At 58.6% G+C, this 20735-nt stretch carries 19 protein-coding genes and 3 tRNA genes; 1 reads left to right on the plus strand and 21 read right to left on the minus strand.

The annotated features are described in order from the left end of the window. Positions 1–99: 99 nt before the first annotated feature. From O9X91_RS13990 to O9X91_RS14085, 20 genes are all read right to left on the minus strand, one after another. A complete protein-coding gene (locus O9X91_RS13990; RefSeq protein ID WP_162520360.1) occupies positions 100–840 on the minus strand; it encodes a biotin--[acetyl-CoA-carboxylase] ligase in 741 nt (246 codons plus the stop codon). 26 nt (positions 841–866) lie between these two features. Then, a complete protein-coding gene (gene nuoN / locus O9X91_RS13995; protein WP_142912117.1) occupies positions 867–2309 on the minus strand; it encodes an NADH-quinone oxidoreductase subunit NuoN in 1443 nt (480 codons plus the stop codon). A gap of 18 nt (positions 2310–2327) precedes the next feature. Continuing rightward, positions 2328–3839, minus strand: a complete 1512-nt coding sequence (locus O9X91_RS14000; protein WP_063951192.1) for an NADH-quinone oxidoreductase subunit M — start codon at positions 3837–3839, stop codon at positions 2328–2330. Further along, complete coding sequence (gene nuoL / locus O9X91_RS14005) at positions 3839–5836, minus strand: NADH-quinone oxidoreductase subunit L (protein WP_142912116.1); 1998 nt, start codon at positions 5834–5836, stop codon at positions 3839–3841. Before nuoL ends, O9X91_RS14000 begins: the two co-directional genes overlap by 1 nt. 7 nt (positions 5837–5843) lie before the next feature. Next, positions 5844–6152: an NADH-quinone oxidoreductase subunit NuoK gene (nuoK, locus tag O9X91_RS14010; RefSeq protein ID WP_003521516.1), complete on the minus strand. Its 309-nt coding sequence runs from the start codon at positions 6150–6152 to the stop codon at positions 5844–5846. Between the two features lie 27 nt (positions 6153–6179). After that, positions 6180–6794, minus strand: a complete 615-nt coding sequence (locus O9X91_RS14015; protein ID WP_003521517.1) for an NADH-quinone oxidoreductase subunit J — start codon at positions 6792–6794, stop codon at positions 6180–6182. 136 nt (positions 6795–6930) lie between these two features. Continuing rightward, positions 6931–7422 (minus strand): NADH-quinone oxidoreductase subunit NuoI, encoded by a 492-nt coding sequence (gene nuoI, locus O9X91_RS14020; RefSeq protein WP_077982447.1) that lies wholly within the window; start codon positions 7420–7422, stop codon positions 6931–6933. 36 nt (positions 7423–7458) lie between these two features. Next, positions 7459–8505 (minus strand): NADH-quinone oxidoreductase subunit NuoH, encoded by a 1047-nt coding sequence (gene nuoH / locus O9X91_RS14025; RefSeq protein WP_077982448.1) that lies wholly within the window; start codon positions 8503–8505, stop codon positions 7459–7461. A 13-nt stretch (positions 8506–8518) separates the two neighbouring features. Further along, positions 8519–10600: an NADH-quinone oxidoreductase subunit NuoG gene (gene nuoG, locus O9X91_RS14030; RefSeq protein WP_269834316.1), complete on the minus strand. Its 2082-nt coding sequence runs from the start codon at positions 10598–10600 to the stop codon at positions 8519–8521. Positions 10601–10748: 148 nt separating this feature from the next. Beyond that, a complete protein-coding gene (nuoF, locus tag O9X91_RS14035; protein WP_077982450.1) occupies positions 10749–12053 on the minus strand; it encodes an NADH-quinone oxidoreductase subunit NuoF in 1305 nt (434 codons plus the stop codon). 10 nt (positions 12054–12063) lie between these two features. Then, complete coding sequence (locus O9X91_RS14040) at positions 12064–13161, minus strand: NADH-quinone oxidoreductase subunit E (RefSeq protein WP_269824024.1); 1098 nt, start codon at positions 13159–13161, stop codon at positions 12064–12066. Positions 13162–13177: 16 nt separating this feature from the next. Continuing rightward, on the minus strand, positions 13178–13438 hold the full coding sequence (locus O9X91_RS14045; RefSeq protein ID WP_142912113.1) for a hypothetical protein: 261 nt from the start codon (positions 13436–13438) through the stop codon (positions 13178–13180). Continuing rightward, positions 13438–14628, minus strand: a complete 1191-nt coding sequence (locus O9X91_RS14050; protein ID WP_006312711.1) for an NADH-quinone oxidoreductase subunit D — start codon at positions 14626–14628, stop codon at positions 13438–13440. Before O9X91_RS14050 ends, O9X91_RS14045 begins: the two co-directional genes overlap by 1 nt. 1 nt (position 14629) lies before the next feature. After that, entirely contained in the window at positions 14630–15058 is a 429-nt protein-coding gene (locus O9X91_RS14055; RefSeq protein ID WP_142912112.1) for a GFA family protein, read from the minus strand. Continuing rightward, the gene (locus tag O9X91_RS14060; protein WP_142912111.1) at positions 15055–15657 is read right to left on the minus strand and encodes an NADH-quinone oxidoreductase subunit C; all 603 of its coding nucleotides are present in this window, start codon (positions 15655–15657) and stop codon (positions 15055–15057) included. Before O9X91_RS14060 ends, O9X91_RS14055 begins: the two co-directional genes overlap by 4 nt. Positions 15658–15678: 21 nt before the next feature. Then, on the minus strand, positions 15679–16263 hold the full coding sequence (locus tag O9X91_RS14065; RefSeq protein ID WP_003512655.1) for a NuoB/complex I 20 kDa subunit family protein: 585 nt from the start codon (positions 16261–16263) through the stop codon (positions 15679–15681). Next, positions 16254–16619, minus strand: coding sequence for an NADH-quinone oxidoreductase subunit A (locus tag O9X91_RS14070; protein ID WP_003496469.1), 366 nt, complete (start codon positions 16617–16619; stop codon positions 16254–16256). Before O9X91_RS14070 ends, O9X91_RS14065 begins: the two co-directional genes overlap by 10 nt. A 434-nt stretch (positions 16620–17053) precedes the next feature. Then, a tRNA-Asp gene (locus tag O9X91_RS14075) sits at positions 17054–17130 on the minus strand. Between the two features lie 41 nt (positions 17131–17171). Then, positions 17172–17248 (minus strand) — tRNA-Asp (locus O9X91_RS14080). An 89-nt stretch (positions 17249–17337) separates the two neighbouring features. Further along, a complete protein-coding gene (locus O9X91_RS14085; RefSeq protein WP_161596349.1) occupies positions 17338–17487 on the minus strand; it encodes a hypothetical protein in 150 nt (49 codons plus the stop codon). Positions 17488–17694: 207 nt separating this feature from the next. On the opposite strand from O9X91_RS14085, the gene O9X91_RS14090 reads away from it, so the two are divergent. Beyond that, positions 17695–17770 (plus strand) — tRNA-Val (locus tag O9X91_RS14090). A gap of 653 nt (positions 17771–18423) precedes the next feature. Here the strand turns inward: O9X91_RS14090 and O9X91_RS14095 are convergent. Beyond that, a complete protein-coding gene (locus O9X91_RS14095) occupies positions 18424–20622 on the minus strand; it encodes an esterase-like activity of phytase family protein (RefSeq protein ID WP_142912610.1) in 2199 nt (732 codons plus the stop codon). Positions 20623–20735: the final 113 nt, after the last annotated feature.

Consider the following 20735-nt stretch of genomic DNA (forward strand, 5'->3'; position numbering starts at 1 on the left):
ATGCGGAACCGGTTTGTCACCCTGCATTTCATGAGCCGCAGGAAAGCTCCAACCTCTGGGACAGGGTTCGGCGTGGCCTTTCAGCCATCACCGTTCACCTCATCCGAAAAACACATCGCCGGCGGCGATCGAGCGTCTTGCGCCCTCGTCCTCATCCAGCAGCAGATAACCATTATCATCAATGCCGACAAAACGCCCGCCAATCGAACGGTCAGGGAAATTGACGGTGATATGTTCACCAATACCGCAGGCCGCTGCCCGCCAGCTGGCAATGATGCCAGATACGCCCCTGCCCTCATCCCATTCGCGCAGAACCTCGGCCGTCTCACGGAAGAGATGTGCAAACAGTTCATCGGGCGAGCAAGACGCACCATGTTCTGACAGCATCGTAACGGGATAAAGCGGGTTATCCGGCTTATGGGCGATATTGATACCAATGCCGATGACGATGGCGCGCCGGCCGTCAGGCAAAAGCTCCGCTTCCATCAGAATGCCGCAGGTCTTGCGGCGGCCGATCAGCACATCGTTCGGCCATTTGATTTCAAGCGCTTCACCACCCGGCGGCAGCACCGCGCGAATGGCGCGATAGACAGCCAGCGCAAAAGCGAGCGGCAGGGAGCCGATGCGTTCCGTCGGTGCGGGATCGATCAGAAGAAGCGAAGCGTAAAGATTTCCGGGTTCCGAAACCCAGGGCCTGCCACGGCGGCCGCGGCCGCCGGTCTGGCGGATGGCGGTAACCCACAGGTTGCCGCCATCACCCGCCCGCGCCCGAGCGAAACATTCCAGATTGGTCGATGGCGTTTCCGCCATCGCCTCGTGCCTGATATCATCGATGGACATCCGGCCCGTATTCCTTCGTGTATTGCTCAAAAGAAGGTCTTCGCCGCAGCAGTGACGGCGTTGCCAAGCGCACCGCCGAAGACGATGAAGGCGACGGTGAAGAGAGCCGAAAGCGCGTAAACCACCTTCAATTCACCCGACGGACGCTCAAATTTGTCCTTGGCCTCATCGAACCACATGACCTTGACGACGCGGATATAATAATAAGCGCCGACGACCGAGCCGATCACACCGATGATGGCGAGCGGATAGAGCTTCGCTTCGATGGCGGCCAGGAAGACGTAGTACTTGCCGAAGAAGCCGGCGAGCGGCGGAATACCGGCAAGCGAGAACATCAGGATGGTCAGAACAACCGCCATGAAGGGGTTGGAGGACGACAGACCGGCCAAATCCTCGACGGTTTCGACATTGCCGATCTCCTTGCGGCGCATGGAGAGAATGCAGGCGAAGGTGCCGAGCGTCATGACCATGTAGATGGTCATGTAGAGAATGACGCCAGCAACACCGGCCTCAGTGCCCGCAGCAAGACCGACCAGCGCATAACCCATGTGACCGATCGAAGAATAAGCCATCAGGCGCTTGATGTTCTTCTGACCGATCGCGGCAAAAGAGCCGAGCAACATGGAGGCGATGGAGATGAACACGACGATCTGCTGCCAGTCGGCGAAGACCGGCTGGAACGCCTCGATGACAATGCGAACGAGGATCGCCATGGCGCCGATCTTCGGTGCAGCCGACAGGAAGGCCGTAACCGGGGTCGGTGCGCCTTCATAAACATCCGGCGTCCACATATGGAACGGCACAGCGGAAATCTTGAATGCAAGACCGGCGAGAACGAAGACCAGACCGAAGACAAGGCCGAGCGAGCGGGTTTCCGATGCCAAAACCTGCGCGATTTCGGTGAAGCCGGTATTGCCGGTGAAACCGTAGACCAGCGACATGCCGTAAAGCAGCATGCCGGAAGACAGCGCGCCGAGCACGAAATACTTCAGGCCTGCTTCCGTGGAGCGCAGGCTCTCACGGTTGATGGCGCAGACGACGTAAAGCGCCAGCGACTGCAGTTCCAGCGCCATGTAGAGCGAGATCAGGTTATTGGCCGAGATCATCAGCAGGATGCCGAGCGTCGCGAGCACCAGCAGCACCGGATATTCGAAACGGCCGATGGGTTCGAAACGGCCCTGGCCGACGGCCAAGATCATGGCGGTGATGGAGCCGATCAGCGCCAGCACCTTCATGAAATTACCGAAGGCATCGGCGATGTAGACACCGCCGAAGGCCACGCCCGAAGCGGGGGCAAAGATGATCCAGAGACCGACGACGAGCAGGAGGGCAACGGCAAGGCCGGTGACCGTCGTTGTCGACTTGTCGCCCGAGAAGACGCCAATCATGAGCAGCGCCAGCGCGCCAACCGCAAGGATCAGCTCGGGCGTCGCAATGTGCAGACTGGCAAAAAGGATTTCAGCGGTCATGTCCAACGGGTCCTGTCGTCAATTCATAGAGAGCGCAACATTTTGCGCCGCCTGCAGTGCAGCCGAATAGTTGTTTACCAGAAGATCGACCGATGCGGCTGTCGCATCGAACACCGGTGCCGGATAGACACCGAAGAAGATCGTCAGCACGACCAGCGGATAAAGGATGACCTTCTCGCGGGTCGACAGATCGAGCAGGCTCTTCAGGCTTTCCTTTTCCAGCGCACCGAAGATCACGCGGCGATAGAGCCACAGCGCATAAGCGGCCGAGAGGATGACACCGGTGGCGGCAAAGAGTGCGACCAGCGTGTTGGCGCGGAAGACACCGATCAACGTCAGGAATTCACCGATGAAGCCGGACGTGCCGGGCAGACCGACATTGGCCATGGTGAAGATCATGAAGGCCACGGCATATTTCGGCATGTTGTTGACGAGGCCGCCATAGGCCGCGATCTCGCGGGTATGGAGACGGTCATAAACAACGCCGACGCAGAGGAAGAGTGCGCCCGACACGATACCGTGCGACAGCATCTGGAAGATCGCGCCCTGCACGCCCTGAACGTTGGCGGCAAAGATGCCCATGGTCACATAACCCATGTGGGCAACGGAGGAATAGGCGATCAACTTCTTGATGTCGTCCTGCATCATCGCCACCAGCGAGGTGTAGATGATGGCAAGAACCGACAGCGTGAAGACGAAGGGTGCGAAATAGTCCGACGCTAAGGGGAACATCGACAGCGAGAAGCGGATGAAACCGTAACCGCCGAGCTTCAGCATGACGCCGGCCAGAATGACCGAACCTGCGGTCGGAGCCTGAACGTGGGCATCCGGCAGCCAGGTGTGCACCGGCCACATCGGCATCTTGACCGAGAAGGCGGCGAAACAGGCAAGCCACAGCCAGGTCTGCATTCCCGCCGGGAAGCCGTATTTCAGCAGTTCCGTCATGTCGGTCGTGCCGGCCTGCCAATACATGGCCATGATGGCGAGCATGGTCAGAACCGAGCCGAGCAGCGTGTAGAGGAAGAACTTGTAGGAGGCGTAAACGCGATCCTTGCCGCCCCACACGCCGATGATGATGAACATCGGGATCAGCGTCGCTTCGAAGAAGACGTAGAAGAGAACGGTATCCAGTGCCACGAAGACGCCGATCATGACGACTTCCAGAAGCAGGAAGGCGATCATGTATTCCTTGATGCGCTTCTCGATCGAATCCCAGCTTGCCAGCACGCAGAACGGCATGAGGAAGGTGGTGAGGATGACGAAGAGCATGGAGATGCCGTCGACGCCCAGATGATAGGCGGCGATGTTGCCGAACCATTGATGCTTTTCGACCATCTGGAAACCGGGGTTCGAATTGTCGAACCCGATCCAGATGAACAGCGACACGATGAAGGTGAAGACTGTCGTCAGCAGCGAGACGTTGAGAATGTTGCGGCGACCATAGGGGCCGTTCTCATTCGTCAGAAGCAGGAGCACCACGCCGACGAGCGGCAGAAAGGTGACCGTTGAAAGAATGGGCCAATCGGTCATCAGAGGGCACTCCCGAGCATCATCCAGGTGACAAGCGCCGCGATGCCGATCAGCATCGCAAAGGCATAGTGATAGAGGTAACCGGATTGCAGGCGGACCATGCGGTTGGTCACGTCAACCACACGCGCTGCAATGCCGTTCGGTCCGTAGTGGTCGATGACGGCGACGTCGCCCTTCTTCCACAGGAAGCGGCCGAGCGCCTTTGCGGAACGAACGAAGAGGAAGTCATAGAGTTCGTCGAAATACCACTTGTTCAGAAGGAACTGGTAGAGGCCACGATGGGTCGCTGCCAGACGCTTCGGCGTCTCGGGCGACTTGATGTACATGTACCAGGCGGTCACGAAACCAAGCGTCATTGCGACGAACGGACTCCACTTCACCCACAGCGGAACGTGGTGGAACTCTTCGAGGATCTCGTTTTCCGGAAGTGTGAACAGAGCGCCCTTCCAGAACTCGGCATATTCGTGGCCGAAGAAATAACCTTCGAAGGCAACACCGGCAAAGATCGCGCCGACGGTGAGGATGAAGAGCGGGATCAGCATGACCATCGGCGATTCATGCACGTGGTGCATGACGTCAGCGGAAGCGCGCGGCTTGCCGAAGAAGGTCATGAACGCCAGACGCCAGGAATAGAAGCTGGTGAACAGCGCGGCGATGACCAGCAGCGTGAAGGCGAAGCCCGACAGAATCGAGTGCGACGCATAAGCGGATTCGATGATGACGTCCTTCGAGAAGAAGCCGGCAAAACCGATCATCGTGCCCGGAATACCAACGCCGGTCAGCGCCAGCGTGCCGACGGTCATGGTCCAGAAGGTGATGGGGATATGCTTGCGCAGGCCGCCCATGTAACGCATGTCCTGCTCGCCATCGACGGCATGGATGACCGAGCCGGCGCACAGGAACAACAGCGCCTTGAAGAAAGCGTGCGTGAAGAGGTGGAACACGGCAGCGCCATAAGCACCGACGCCGAGCGCCACGAACATGTAACCGAGCTGCGAGCAGGTCGAGTAGGCAATCACGCGCTTGATGTCGTTCTGCACGAGGCCGACGGTTGCCGCAAAGAAGGCGGTGATCGCGCCAATCAGCGTCACGACGGTCAAGGCATCATGCGACAGCTCGAACAGCGGCGACATGCGAGCGACGAGGAAGACACCGGCGGTGACCATGGTTGCGGCGTGAATGAGGGCAGACACCGGGGTCGGGCCTTCCATCGCGTCCGGAAGCCAGGTGTGCAGCAGGAACTGCGCCGACTTACCCATCGCGCCCATGAAGAGCAGCAGGCAGACGCCGGTCATCGCATTGGCCTTGTCCAGATGCATACCGAACAGGTTGATGACCGTATCAGTGGAAGCAGCACCCTCAGCCGGCAGATAGGTCGCGGCGGCAGCGAAGATCGTTTCGAAATTGATCGAGCCGAACAACACGAATACGCCGCCAATGCCGAGAATGAAGCCGAAGTCGCCAACGCGGTTGACGATGAAAGCCTTCATGGCGGCGGCCGATGCGGACGGCTTCTTGAACCAGAAACCGATCAGCAGATAGGACGCCAGACCCACGCCTTCCCAGCCGAAGAACATCTGCAGCAGGTTGTCGGAAGTCACCAGCATCAGCATGGCGAAGGTGAAGAGCGACAGATAGGCGAAGAAGCGCGGACGATGCGGATCGTGGTGCATGTATCCGATCGAATAGAGGTGCACGAGCGTCGAGACGGTGTTGACCACGACGAACATGACGGCCGTCAGCGTATCGATGCGGAATGCCCATTCGACATCAATGCCGCCGGACTGGATCCAGCGCAGCACGGTGACCTTGATCACCTCGCCCGGCTCGCCATGGGCAAGCGCTACGGAGAAGAAGACGATCCACGACAGAATGGCGACCACGATCATCAGACCGGTGGTGACATATTCCGAAGCCTTGGCACCGATGGAGCGGCCGAACAGGCCGGCGATCAGGAAGCCGATCAGGGGAAGAAAGACGATAGCCTTGTAGATCATAGCCTTATCAGCCCTTCATCATATTGACGTCTTCGACGGCGATCGATCCGCGGTTGCGGTAGAAGACAACGAGTATTGCAAGACCGATGGCGGCTTCGGCGGCCGCAACGGTCAGAATGAACAAAGCGAAGACCTGGCCGACGATATCGTTCAGGAACGCCGAGAACGCCACCATGTTGATGTTGACCGCCAGCAGGATAAGCTCGATCGACATCAGGATGACGATGACGTTCTTCCGGTTGAGGAAGATGCCGAAGACGCCGATCGTGAAGAGGATGGCGCTGACCGTCAGGTAGTGGGAAAGACCGATTTCCATATTCTGTTTCCTTGGATCCGTTCGCCTTCAGATGCCCTGACCCGGCTTGACCTTGACCGTGGTAACGGCGGTCTTCGGGTCGCGGCCAACCTGCGTGGAGATATCCTGCCGCTTGATGTCGGTGCGATGACGCAGGGTCAGCACGATGGCGCCGATCATGGCCACCAGCAGCACGAGACCGGCGAGCTGGAAGAAGTAGACGTAATTGGTATAGAGCACATCGCCGAGTGCGGCCGTATTGGTGCGTTCGGTCACAGGCGGGATGGGCATAGTGATGGACTTTGCCGCAATCGGGTTCAGCATGCTGCCGCCGACCACAACGATCAGTTCCGCAGCCAGGATGACGCCGATCAGCGCGCCGACAGGTGCATATTGCAGCACCCCGGAGCGCAGCTCGGCAAAATCCACGTCCAGCATCATCACGACGAAGAGGAACAGCACCGCCACCGCGCCGACATAAACCACCAGCAGGATCATGCCGAGGAATTCGGCGCCCGTCAGCAGGAACAGCGCGGCCGCGTTGAAGAAGGTCAAAATCAGAAACAGCACCGAATGAACAGGGTTCTTCGATGCGATGACCATGAACGCAGACGCCACGGCGACGAAAGCGAATATATAAAAGAATACAGCGTGCAGACCCATGTTGGTGCCTTCTTGTCCTCATCGGGCAAAGATGGCTCGAAGGCCCCTCACCCGTTTCGTCCCCGCCGGCGAAAACCGCGCAGGCATTTTACTTTTCATCGCTCTCCGGGGTCGCCCCCGGAAAGACGGTTGCACCTTAACGGTAAGGCGCATCCAGTGCGAGGTTGCGCGCGATTTCACGCTCCCAGCGGTCGCCATTGTCGAGAAGCTTCTGCTTGTCGAAATAAAGCTCCTCGCGGGTTTCCGTCGCGAATTCGAAGTTCGGGCCTTCGACGATGGCATCGACCGGGCAGGCTTCCTGGCAGAAACCGCAATAAATGCACTTCACCATGTCGATATCGTAACGCACCGTGCGGCGGGTGCCGTCATTGCGGCGCGGACCGGCTTCGATGGTGATCGCCTGGGCAGGACAGATAGCTTCACACAGCTTGCAGGCGATGCAGCGTTCTTCACCGTTCGGATAACGGCGCAACGCGTGTTCACCACGGAAGCGCGGCGAGACCGGACCCTTTTCGAAAGGATAATTGATCGTCGCCTTCTGTTTGAAGAAGTGGCGCATCGTCAGCAGGATCGCGCCAACGAATTCCTTGAGGAACAGCGAGTTGACGGCTTGGGAGAGGCTTGCCATCTCAGTCTCCAGATCTTTGAGCGAGGAGTTCAGACATCAACCGGCCCACCCCGTCAGCTTCAATACGAATGCAACAATAACGACCATGGCGAGCGACAGCGGCAGGAACACCTTCCAGCCAAGACGCATGAGCTGGTCATAACGGTAACGCGGAACGAATGCCTTGGTGAGAGCGATCATGAAGAAGACCATGCAGCCCTTCAGCGCGAACCAGACGATGCCCGGAACCCAGTTCAGGAACCATACATCCACGATCGGCAGCCAGCCGCCCATGAACAGGATCGTCGTCAGGCAGCAGATCAGGACGATCGCAGCATATTCGCCGAGCATGAACATCATGTAGGGCGTGGAGCCGTATTCGACCATGTGACCGGCAACCAGTTCCGATTCCGCTTCCGGAAGGTCGAAGGGCGGACGGTTGGTTTCGGCAAGGCCCGAAATGAAGAACACGATGAACATCGGGAACAGCGACAGCCAGTGCCAGTCGAGGAACGATGGCGGCAGGCCGAGCATGGTGCCGAGGCCAGTCTTCTGGGCAAGCACGATGTCCGTCAGGTTCAGCGAGCCGACGCATAGCAGAACGGTGACGATGACGAGGCCGATCGAGACTTCATAGGACACCATCTGCGCAGCGGAACGCAGCGCGCCGAGGAAAGGATATTTCGAGTTCGAAGCCCAGCCGCCCATGATGATGCCGTACACTTCAAGCGACGAAATCGCGAAGATGTAGAGAATGCCGACATTGATATTGGCGACAACCCAGCCATCGGCGAAGGGAATGACCGCGTAGGTGGAAAGCGCCAGCGTCACCGCAACCAGCGGCGCCAGAAGGAAAACGGCCTTATTGGCGCCGGCCGGAATGACCGGTTCCTTCAGGATGAACTTCAACAGGTCGGCGAAAGACTGGAAGAGACCGAAGGGACCAACGACGTTCGGACCACGGCGCAGCTGCACGGCCGCCCAGACCTTACGGTCGGCTAGCAGCAGGAACGCGATGGATACCAGAAGGCAAACGAGAAGCAGCAGGGACTGGCCGACCATGATCAGCGCGGGCCAGACGTAGCTCCAGAAAAACTGTTCCATAAATCCCCTACCCTTACTCTGCCGCAGCCTGGAAATTGTTGCGGGCCAATGCGGAGCACTCGGCCATGACGGCGGATGCGCGCGCAATCGGGTTCGTCAAATAAAAGTCTTTTACCGGCGAGGCAAACGCCGACTTGGTGAGCGAGCCGCTTTTACCAGCCAGCGCCTCGATATCGGTAGCCTTGCCGGCAACGATCTCGTCGGTTTCCGCCAGATGCGGATACGCGACATAAAGCTGGCCGCGCAGGGCAGACAGCGAATCGAACGGCAGCTTCTTGCCGAGAACGTCGGACAGCGCACGCAGGATCGCCCAGTCTTCGCGGGCTTCGCCCGGTGCGAAACCGGCGCGGTTGCCCACCTGAACGCGGCCTTCGGTGTTGACCCAGATACCGGATTTTTCGGTATAGGCCGCACCCGGAAGGATGACGTCGGCGTTCATCGCGCCCTGATCGCCATGGCTGCCGATATAGACGGTGAACTTCGCACCCTTGTTCGACAGGTCGATTTCATCGGCGCCGAGCAGGAAGAGAACGTCCATGGACGTTACCATTTCGGCAGCAGCAACACCGCCCTCGCCCGGCACAAAACCGATATCGAGACCGCCAACGCGAGCAGCGGCAGTGTGAAGCACCGAGAAACCATTCCACTCTTCGGTGACAGCGCCGACCGACGTAGCGAGCTTGGCAGCGGCGGCCAGTACGGCAGCGCCATCCGTACGGGACAATGCGCCCTGACCGACGATGATCAGCGGGTTCTTGGCGGACTTCAGCTTGTCAACGAAGCTGTGCGAACCATTGGCCAGATCGGAGAGCGTTTCAGCACCCGAGCCGAGATATTCGTAATTGTAGCGCAGTTCACCGGCCTCACCGATCACACCGATCGGGAAACCGCCACGACGCCAGCGCTTGCGGATGCGGGCGTTGAGCACGGCCGCTTCGAAACGCGGGTTGGAACCAACGATCAGCAGAGCGTCGGCCTGTTCGATACCTTCGATGGTTGAATTGAACAGGTAGCTGGCGCGGCCGAGCGAAGGGTCAAGCGCTGCGGCATCCTGGCGGCAATCGACATTGGCCGAACCGAGCGACGCGAGAAGCGACTTCAGCGCGAACATTTCTTCAACGGAAGACAGATCGCCGGCGATCGCGCCGATCTTGGAACCGGATGTCGCAGCCACTGCGTTCTTGATCGCGCCAAAAGCTTCGCCCCAGGTTGCGGGCTGCAAACGGCCATCCTTGCGGACGTAAGGCCGGTCGAGGCGCTGCGTCTTCAGGCCATCCCAGATGAAGCGGCTCTTGTCGGAAATCCACTCTTCGTTGATCGCCTCGTTGACACGCGGCATGACACGCATGACTTCGCGGCCACGGGTATCGACGCGGATGGCCGAACCGAGAGCATCCATCACGTCGACGGTTTCGGTCTTGTTAAGTTCCCACGGACGGGCAGTGAAAGCGAAAGGCTTGGAGGTGAGCGCGCCGACCGGGCAGAGGTCAACGACGTTGCCCTGCAGCTCCGAGGTCATCGCCTGCTCGAGATAGGTGGTGATTTCGGCATCCTCGCCGCGGCCGATGAGGCCGAGTTCGGCAATGCCGGCCACTTCGGTCGTGAAACGGACGCAGCGCGTGCAGTGGATGCAGCGGTTCATCACCGTCTTGACGAGCGGGCCGATATATTTGTCTTCAACCGCGCGCTTGTTTTCCGCGTAGCGCGATCCGGCGATACCGAAGGCCATGGCCTGGTCCTGCAGGTCGCACTCGCCGCCCTGGTCGCAGATCGGGCAATCCAGGGGGTGATTGATCAGCAGGAATTCCATCACACCTTCGCGGGCCTTCTTGACCATCGGCGTGTTGGTGAAAACTTCAGGCAATTCGCCGTTCGGGCCGCCGCGAACGTCGCGCACGCCCATGGCGCAGGAAGCGGCCGGCTTGGGCGGTCCGCCCTTCACCTCGATGAGACACATGCGGCAGTTACCCGCGACCGACAAGCGCTCATGAAAACAAAAGCGCGGAACTTCGGCGCCAGCCTCCTCGCACGCCTGCAACAGCGTGAAATGATCCGGAACCTCGATCTCTTTACCGTCAACCTTGAGCTTTGCCATGGTTCTACTTACGTCCTGTTGCCTGTTCGTCCCATGTCTCACACGGTCCGCAACAAATCCTTAATCACACCCGGCACTCGTGTCGTATGCCAGACGCTTCATGGTGTCGCGAGGCCGGAAATTCCGGCTCCGCTCGAAGCCTCAACGCTTATTCAGCGGCTTCCAGAACAGCGCCATCATCCATGGCCCTGTAGGTATATTGGTCGATGCGCTTTTCGATTTCCGGACGGAAATTGCGGATCAGCGCCTGTACCGGCCATGCGGCGGCGTCGCCGAGCGCACAGATGGTATGGCCTTCGATCTGCTTCGTCACTTCGAACAGCATGTCGATTTCGCGCTTCTGCGCGTTGCCCTTGACCATGCGTTCCAGCACGCGCCACATCCAGCCGGTGCCTTCGCGGCACGGCGTGCACTGGCCGCAGCTTTCGTGCTTGAAGAAAGCCGCGATGCGGGCAATCGCCTTGATGACGTCGGTCGACTTGTCCATGACGATCATGCCGCCGGTGCCGAAGGAAGACTTCACTTCGCGCATGCCGTCAAAGTCCATGATGGCGTCCTTCATGTCCTCACCGCGCACGATGGGGCAGGATGCGCCGCCCGGGATGACGCCGAGCAGATTGTCCCAACCGCCGCGAATGCCACCGCAATGGTGTTCGATCAGCTCACGGAAGGACAGACCCAGCGCATCTTCGAAGGTGCACGGACGCTCGACATGGCCTGACACCATGAAGAGCTTGGTGCCGACATTGTTCGGACGGCCGATGGACGAGAACCATGCAGCGCCACGTCGCAGGATGGTCGGCGCAACGGCGATCGATTCAACGTTGTTGACGGTCGTCGGGCAGCCGTAAAGACCCATATTGGCCGGGAACGGGGGCTTCAGGCGCGGCTGCCCCTTCTTGCCTTCAAGGCTTTCGAGCAGAGCCGTCTCTTCGCCGCAGATATAGGCACCGGCGCCGTGATGGACATAGATGTCGAAATCCCAGCCGTTCTTGTTGTTCTTGCCAAGCAGGCCGGCATCGTAGCACTCGTCGATAGCCGCCTGAAGCGCTTCACGCTCGCGCATATATTCGCCGCGCACGTAGATATAGGCGGTATGCGCGCCCATGGCGAAACCGGCGATCACGCAGCCTTCGATCAGCGTATGCGGATCGTTGCGCAGAATTTCGCGGTCCTTACAGGTGCCGGGTTCGGATTCGTCGGCGTTGACGACGAGATAATGCGGACGACCGTCATTTTCCTTCGGCATGAAGGACCACTTGAGACCCGTCGGGAAGCCAGCGCCGCCGCGACCGCGAAGGCCGGAAGCCTTCATCTCGTTGATGATCCAGTCACGGCCCTTTTCGATGATCTGCTTGGTGCCGTCCCAATGGCCGCGTGCAAGCACACCCTTCAGGGACTTGTCCTTGAGGCCGTAGAGATTGGTAAAGATGCGATCCTGATCTTTTAACATGCTTCACCTCTTACCGCGGCTTCTTGCCGAAGACCCTGATATACTCGGCTTCGCCACCCTTGGCGAGCGCCTCGGCCTGCTTGATCCACTCATCGCGTTCGATGCGGCCCTTGAAATTCAGATAACCGTCGACCCAGTCGCATTCGGCCTTTTTCCAGCCGGCGATCTGCGCATAGGTGAAGATGCCGAGCTCGTGCAGCGTGCCTTCGATCTTCGGACCGACGCCGGAAATGAGCTTCAGGTCGTCGGGCGTTGCGGGCTTTTCGATAGCGGCCGGACGATCCTTGGAATCGAGCGACGGCTTCGCAGATCCCGAAGCTTCCTTTTCGACGGTCTTTGCATTCGCTTCGGCAGCCTTCGGTGCGGTCGCAGGCGTCTTCAGCTTCGGATCGGTTTCCGGGGCGTCCGTCTTCGGCTTGGCGGCATTGGACGGCGGAACCGACGCGGCGTCCGCAGGCGCTTCGGCCGGCTTGTCGAGATTGGAACGGTCCGGCTTGATCTCCTCCGTCAGCGTCGTCAGGCCACCGACCGGGACCGACTGGTGGCGGTCGATCTGAGGGCCGGTCTTGACCGTGTCGCCCTTGCCTGCCTCGAACGTGTCGATGATCTCTTCCAGACGCTCGGGCGTCAGGTCCTCATAGGCATCCTTGAAAATGATGACCATTGGCGCGTTGACGCAGGCGCCCTGACATTCCACTTCTTCCCAGGAGAGCGTTCCGCTCTCGTTGGTGTGCAACGGATCGTGGTGGATCTTCTTGCGGCAGACATCCATCAGCGCTTCCGAGCCGCGCAGCATGCAGGGCGTGGTGCCACACACCTGAACGTGGGCGCGCGTGCCAACCGGCTTCAGCTGGAACTGGGTGTAGAAGGTCGCCACTTCAAGAACACGGATATAGGCCATATCCAGCATGTCGGCGATTTTCTCGATGGCGGCGCGGGTAACCCAGCCGTCCTGCTCCTGCGCACGCATGAGCAGCGGGATAACCGCCGATTGCTGGCGTCCCTCGGGATATTTCTTGATCGTCTTTTCAGCCCATGCGGTGTTTTCCGCATTGAAGGCAAAAGCCACGGGCTGGAACTGATCTTCGGCTAGTCGACGAACGGACATACTTCCTCACGCCTTTTCAGTTTAACGTCTCACACCGCGATCTCGCCACCGTGACGAATTCGCAGGCATAAGCCGCCTTGTCTTTTTGCATGAACACGATGAACTTGCTGCCATTGGGAACCGAGGCCTTGATCTCGTATCCCGAAGACAGAAGCTGCTTGATGGTCGAAGAGCCGCCGCTCGACAGCGATACTCCGCCCTCGTCCGTCGCCGTCTGGGCGAGAACGGGAGTAGACATCGCAGCGAGAAAAGCCGGAATGGCCAGCGGCAGACGCATCAGCGGTCGACCTCCCCGAACACGATGTCGAGAGAGCCGAGTACGGCTGTAACGTCGGCAAGCTGATGGCCCTTGCACAGGAAATCCATCGCCTGCAAATGGGCGTAACCCGGCGCGCGGATCTTGCAGCGGTAGGGCTTGTTCGAGCCATCGGCAACAACGTAAACGCCGAATTCTCCCTTCGGCGCTTCGACGGCGGCGTAAACTTCGCCGGCGGGAACGTGATAACCTTCGGTATAGAGCTTGAAGTGATGGATCAGAGCTTCCATCGAACGCTTCATCTCGCCGCGCTTGGGCGGAACCACCTTGCCATCCAGCGAGGAGACCGGGCCGATGCGATGCTTGCCGGACAGACGATCGACGCATTGCTTCATGATCTTTACCGATTCTCGCATTTCCTGCATGCGGATCAGGTAACGGTCGTAGCAGTCGCCGTTCTTGCCGACCGGAATGTCGAATTCGAGATCGGAATAGCACTCATAAGGTTGCGAACGGCGCAAATCCCAGGCAGCGCCGGATCCACGCACCATCACACCCGTGAAGCCCCAGGCAAACGCATCTTCCAGCGACACGACGCCGATATCGACGTTACGCTGCTTGTAGATGCGGTTGTCCGTCAGAAGACCTTCGATATTGTCGAGAACGGTCAGGAACGGATCGCACCACTTGCCGATATCATCAACCAGTTCCGGCGGCAGATCCTGATGGACGCCGCCCGGACGAACGTAAGCCGAGTGCATGCGGGCGCCACAGGCGCGCTCGTAGAACACCATCAGCTTTTCGCGTTCTTCAAAGCCCCAGACCGGCGGCGTCATCGCGCCGACGTCCATGGCCTGCGTCGTGACGTTCATGATGTGCGACAGGATGCGGCCGATTTCCGAATAGAGAACGCGGATCAACTGGCCGCGCATTGGAATTTCGAGACCGAGCAGCTTTTCGACGGCGAGCGCGAAAGCATGTTCCTGGTTCATCGGCGCGACGTAGTCGAGGCGGTCGAAATAAGGAACGGCCTGCAGATAGGTCTTGGTCTCGATCAGCTTTTCAGTGCCGCGATGCAGCAGACCGATATGCGGATCGACGCGCTCGACGATTTCGCCGTCCAGTTCCAGAACCAGACGCAGCACGCCGTGCGCGGAGGGATGTTCCGGACCGAAGTTGATCGTGAAATTGCGGACGTTATGCTCAGTCATTCTAGTGCTCCGCCGAGGTGATCATGGCGATGAATTCGGGGCCGGTCATGTTCTGCGTGGTCTGCGCGAAGGAATAGCTCGAGGGCTTCTCATCCGTGAAAATTTGCTGCGCGAATGTGAAGCTGGACGGCTTGTCGAACGCCTGCAGCGAAACGGCAAAATGTTTGCCATCCTTGGAACGCCACAACAGCGTGCTGCCACAATTCTTGCAGAAACAACGCTCACCCCACTCCGACGAAGAATAAACGCCGAGGCTATGCTCGTTTTCAAAGGCGATATCAATGCATTCGACAGCCATAAACGCACCGCCGGACCAGCGGCGGCACATGGAGCAATGGCAGACGCCGAATTCGCGGGCACCGAGCGTGGCTGTGAAGCCGACGGCGCCGCAAAGACATTGTCCATGCTCTGTCGCGGGGGCTTCGCTCATTGCTTGGCCTTTTCGTCACCCGGGAGAACATATTCCGTTCCTTCCCAAGGGGAAAGGAAATCGAAATTGCGGAATTCCTGCTTCAGTTCGACCGGTTCATAAAGAACCCGTTTCAGAACGTCATCGTACCGCACTTCCACAAAGCCGGTAACCGGAAAATCCTTGCGCAGCGGATGGCCTTCGAAACCATAGTCCGTGAGGATGCGGCGCAGGTCCTTATGGCCCTCGAAAGGAATGCCATACATGTCCCAGGCTTCGCGCTCGAACCACTCCGCGCCCATGTAGACGGAGGTCGATGAAGGAACGCCTTCGTCTTCCGCCACCTGCAGCTTGACGCGCACGCGCAGGTTCTGGCGCGGCGACAGCAGATGGTATACGACATCGAAACGCTTTTCGCGCTGCGGCCAGTCAACGCCGCAGATATCGATGATATTGACGAAACCGCACTGCACGTCGTCACGCAGGAAGGTCAAAAGCGCGATCACGCTTTCAGGCGTCGTGTTCAGCGTCAGTTCGCCATAGGCGATATCGGCAGACAACACGAGGGAACCGCGCGCTTCCTTAACGTAAGCAGCAAGATCGTTGAGAGCTTCGCTCATTACTTAATCCGTCCTTTGCCCTTAGCGCTCGATCGTACCGGTACGCCGGATTTTCTTCTGCAGCAGAAGCACGCCGTAAAGCAGCGCCTCCGCGGTGGGGGGACAGCCCGGAACGTAGATATCCACCGGCACGACGCGGTCGCAACCGCGCACCACGGCGTAGGAATAGTGGTAATAACCGCCACCATTGGCGCAGGAGCCCATGGAGATGACGTAACGCGGCTCAGGCATCTGGTCATAGACCTTGCGCAGAGCGGGCGCCATCTTGTTGGTCAGCGTGCCGGCAACGATCATCACGTCCGACTGGCGCGGTGAAGCGCGCGGAGCAACGCCGAAGCGCTCCATGTCGTAACGCGGGCCGGAAGCCTGCATCAGGCCTTCGACGGCGCAGCAGGCAAGACCGAACTGCATCCACATCAGCGAGCCTGTGCGCGCCCAGGTGATCAGCTCGTCGGTCGATGTCACGAGGAAGCCCTTGTCGGCCAGCTCGTCGTTGATTTCCGTGAAGTAGGCATCGTTGCTGCCAACCGGCTTGCCGGTTGCGGGATCGATGATCCCCTTCGGCTGCGGCGCAACGAGCGTGCTGTTGTTCTGGCTCATGCCCATTCCAGCGCTCCCTTCTTCCACTCATAGATAAAGCCGATGGTGAGGACGAGAAGGAACACCATCATCGACCAGAAACCGAACCAGCCCATCTCGCCGAAAGACACCGCCCAAGGAAACAGGAAGGCTACTTCCAGGTCAAAGATGATGAACAGAATCGAAACCAGATAAAAGCGGATATCGAACTTCATGCGGGCGTCGTCGAAGGCGTTAAAACCGCACTCGAAAGCCGAAAGCTTTTCCGGGTCCGGCGCCTTATAGGCGACAGCGAAAGGCGCGATGAGAAGCGCCAGGCCGATGACGAGAGCGATACCGATGAAGATTGCGATCGGAATGTAGGAACTGAGGAGTTCAGTCATGGTCTCTTCCTTGCCCGGCCGGGCGCCGGGCCTGCCTTTGCGACCCAAGTCTCAAAGAACGGACAAATATGTTGCAACGCCAAAGTGGTTAGCGCAGCCGCGCCCTCTCTGCAAGAGTTTAGCCTCCATTTCAAGACACCTGCCGCATTGATTGGCAACAATATTGCCGGAATTGACGCAAATTTGGGCCACAATTCCGGCCTAAGCCACTCAAATACAATAATAATCGATTGAACGACGCAACCGCAAAAAAGTCACACGAATTTTACGTCCGGAAGGCGGCGAAGTGACGATATCGGGAAATCGAAACTTGATAAAAAAAGGCAGGAAAAATCACGACTGGAGAGCCCGGAATCAGACGCCGGAACGGTCAAAAACAGAGACGCGCGACGAGCGCTTTATTTTCTTTTAAGAGACATTTCATGAAGAAGAAATGGCGCGAGTGACGGGGCTCGAACCCGCGACCTCCGGCGTGACAGGCCGGCACTCTAACCGACTGAGCTACACCCGCGCTCCACAGACATTCGCCTGCGTATTTTCCGAGGAACAGGATGGCGCGAGTGACGGGGCTCGAACCCGCGACCTCCGGCGTGACAGGCCGGCACTCTAACCAACTGAGCTACACCCGCTTATCCTGACCGACAGAACCTTGGTTCCGCCGTACGAACCAGCCTCGGCTGTTCGTTGAGCGGCTAACTACGGCGTTCGTGCGGGGGTGTCAAGCAGGTTTCACGACAAAAGAATAAGCTTCTTCATTTTGATCATGAAAAACCGGACGGGCTGTGAACGCGATTGCTGCAAACGCCCTGTTTTGCGGGCTTTTCCCAACGAAAACAAAAAACTTGTCCACAGCCGGCGGCTTCTCCAACGGCATTTCCCAAGGCCAGAAAGGCGTCGTCGGCTTCTGGTTTTGGCAAAAAGCCCGCAGTTCCAGGCTTTTTACCCCTCCTCTTCGGCGGAGGGAAAAACCTCGCCTAAAAAAAACAAAAAAACTTCACAAAAGCCCTTGCGGTTTTTTTCCGATCCGAATACATCACGGCCACCGACGCGGCGGACATGATCCGCAAGACGCGAAGGGCGATTAGCTCAGTTGGTAGAGCGCCTCGTTTACACCGAGGATGTCGGGAGTTCGAGTCTCTCATCGCCCACCATTTTTCCAGAAGATTTAAATAGCAGTTCGTGAACCAACGCGCATCTCGGTTTTTGCGAGCGATTCTGGCGCGGGGAATTATTGCCCCCTGCCCTCAATGCGATCCATGAAGCATCGTCATGATTGCCGACAGGTAGAATCGCTTCTCTTCAGTTGCGCCATGCCAAATCGGAACTGCTGTTCCATATTCCGACAGCTGCCCGCCCCTCCTGTATCACCCCGCAACATACCGGAAAATAAGGAAGATTCAGACTTTCTAAAGAGATTTCAGGCATTGTTTGCGCACCGTTTCATGATGAACGGTTGAACTGATGGATGAAGCCATGTCGATTGACGCGTTTGTAACACTCGCGCTTATTGCGCTGCCTGTTTATATTTTTTTCCGCTGGGTCCAGCAGGATTCGGAAAAACAAGACACTCCCAAAAGTCCAAAGTCCATGGGGCGGTGATCCGTCAGGATCGGTCCGCGACATTTTTAGGGACGACATCTGGACGAAATTTACCAAGATTCGATACTGAGAGAGCGATACCGATGTTACGGCTTGCCTCATGACAGATCGTTCAGGAGTGGCGATAGCCCTGGTGGTTCTCTTCGCCAAATAAAAAGCCGGGCATCGCCCGGCTTTTCTCTTTTTTCGATACAGTTCGGCGCAATCAGTTGATCGCCTTCATCTCAACCTTGAAGAACAGCGTCTCGCCGGAGGAATCATCGACGCCGTCATTGTCTGTCACGGCATAGGCCGCTCCAGCCTTGTCAAAGGTGAAGCCTTCCAGCTTGTCGACGACGTAGCCGTTGGTCTGGGCCTTGAGGTCGGGCAGGAAGTCGTGGGCTTCCTGCTTGGTCACCAGCGGCAGCTCGCCGCCGATCTTGCCCGGCTTCAGGTCGGCGATAGCAACGCGGTAGAGCTTCTTGATCTTGGCCTTGTCGCCGATCTGATTGTCGCGCTCGATGATATAGACATAGTCGCCCTGCGCGGTGATTTCAGAAAGGCCGACCCAGCCTGCCTCGGTCTTGTCGAGCGGGTAACGCACAGCGCCCCACTCCTTGGACTTCGGATTATAGGAGACGAGCTTGACGAAGCCCTTCTCGTCCGTGCCCCATTCACGCTGCACGGCCATCCACAGCGTCGCATCGTCGCCTTTACCGATCATCGTCACGCCTTCGAAACCGAAGCGGGTATCGCTGGCGAGCAGCTCCTTCGGCAGCGCGATCTCGGCCTTGATTTCACCCTTGGCGTTAACGTTATAAAGCGCATGCGGAACGAGCTTGGCGCTATCGCCTTCAGAGGCCAGCCAGAAACCGCCCTTGCCGTCCAGCGTGATGCCTTCGATATCAAGCTTCTGAGCGGCGACGCCGTCACGCTTGACGCGCAGCACGCTGGTGATGACAGCAGGCTTTTTCGTCGCATCAATGGTAAAGATCGACGGCTGATTGCCATAGACCGAATCGGACACGGCATAGAGAATGCCGGGCTTTTCGGCATCGCCGACCAGACCCGAGAGCGCACCCCAACCGATCGGCGCACCATCGACTGTCGCGGAGACGAGCTGCGGATAGGCTGCTTCGCCTTCAGCACGCTCATAAAGCATGACATGCGAGCGGACGCCGCCGTCTTCGATCAGATCAACCTCATTGGCCGTGGCTAGGAGGTTGCGCGACGGGATGGCGACTGCGCCTTCCGGCGAAATTCCCGAAGGCAGGAGCTGGGTCAGTTGCGGCTCTGCGCCGGTATCCTTGTAAACAGCGGCAACGGAGGCGCGCTCGGCAAGCACGAAGAAATACTTCTGACCATCGAAGGTCGCCGCCTCCAGACCCTCGGGCTCGATCCCCTTGGCCTTGGAACGCTTTTCCGGATAGTGGCCGATGGCGGCAACCGCGTACTCGAGCGAGGTGCCGGCCTCATAAAGAAGCTTGCCGGTCTTGTCGAAGATGGTGAAGCCGCGCGAGCCGCCCTGCCAGTCGCCCTCATTGGCGATGACGATACGGTCATTGTCCAGCCACTTCACGGCATCCGGCTCGCGCTTGCGGCCTTCCTGCTTGTCGGTGAACTTCAGCTGTCCATCGGTTTTGGTATCGATGCCTTCCAGATTGACGGTGCCGGCAGAGAAATGCGTCTTCACGGTGCCGGTCTTGCCGTCGATGATGACGATATGGTTGTTTTCCTGCAGCGTCAGCGCGATCTCGCCATTGGCGTTGATGGAAACAAATTCCGGTTCCGGATCCTCCGGGGAAATTTCAGCGAGACCGGTAACGTCGATCTTCTTCAGCGTCGCGCAGTCGGCAACACCATCCTTCAGGCCGACGGTGACGAGGTAACCGGCTGGCATCTGCGGCAGGGCGCCTTCGTTCACCTCTTCATCGCGCTCGTTTTCGATCGCGATGGCGGCAAAGGTCTTGTCCGGGGAAACGGCGACGGAATCGGGTTGGCCGCCGAGGTCGCAGCTTGCCTCAACCTTCTTCGTGGCGAGATCGACCGTCACCAGCTTGCCGGAGGGCTTGGCACGACTTTCCGACGTATTGACGCCAGCCAGTACCTTGAGACCGGCAACGGCAACGGAGGTCGGCTCGCCTTCCAGCAACAATGCGCCGCCGGCCTTTGGAGCCTTGGCGTCTGTGATGTCGATGAAACCGATGCCGCCAAGCGGGCTGTCCGAATAAATCAGCGTCTTGCCGTCTTCGCTGGCGGTGATGATTTCAGCCGAAGTGACAGACTTGGCGTCCTTGTCCGCGGGAAGATTTTTCGCCACCGGGAACGATGCAATGCGGTTGAAAACCGGCTCGGCAGCGGCCGGGATGGCCGCGGACGCAAGCAGAGCTGCAGTCAAAGCCATTTGAGAAAATCGGAACGCCATTTTAATCCCCCTTGGGTCCAGAAATACCCCATGGCTTCTGCGTCAAAGACATGACAGTGGCATGACATTTCCTTGCGGGAGAATCAAAAAGCCCGACTGCTGGAGCCGGGCTT

Origin of the sequence: Agrobacterium salinitolerans, assembly GCF_027498475.1 — a bacterium.
In the GTDB taxonomy this organism is placed as follows: Bacteria; Pseudomonadota; Alphaproteobacteria; order Rhizobiales; family Rhizobiaceae; genus Agrobacterium; species Agrobacterium salinitolerans.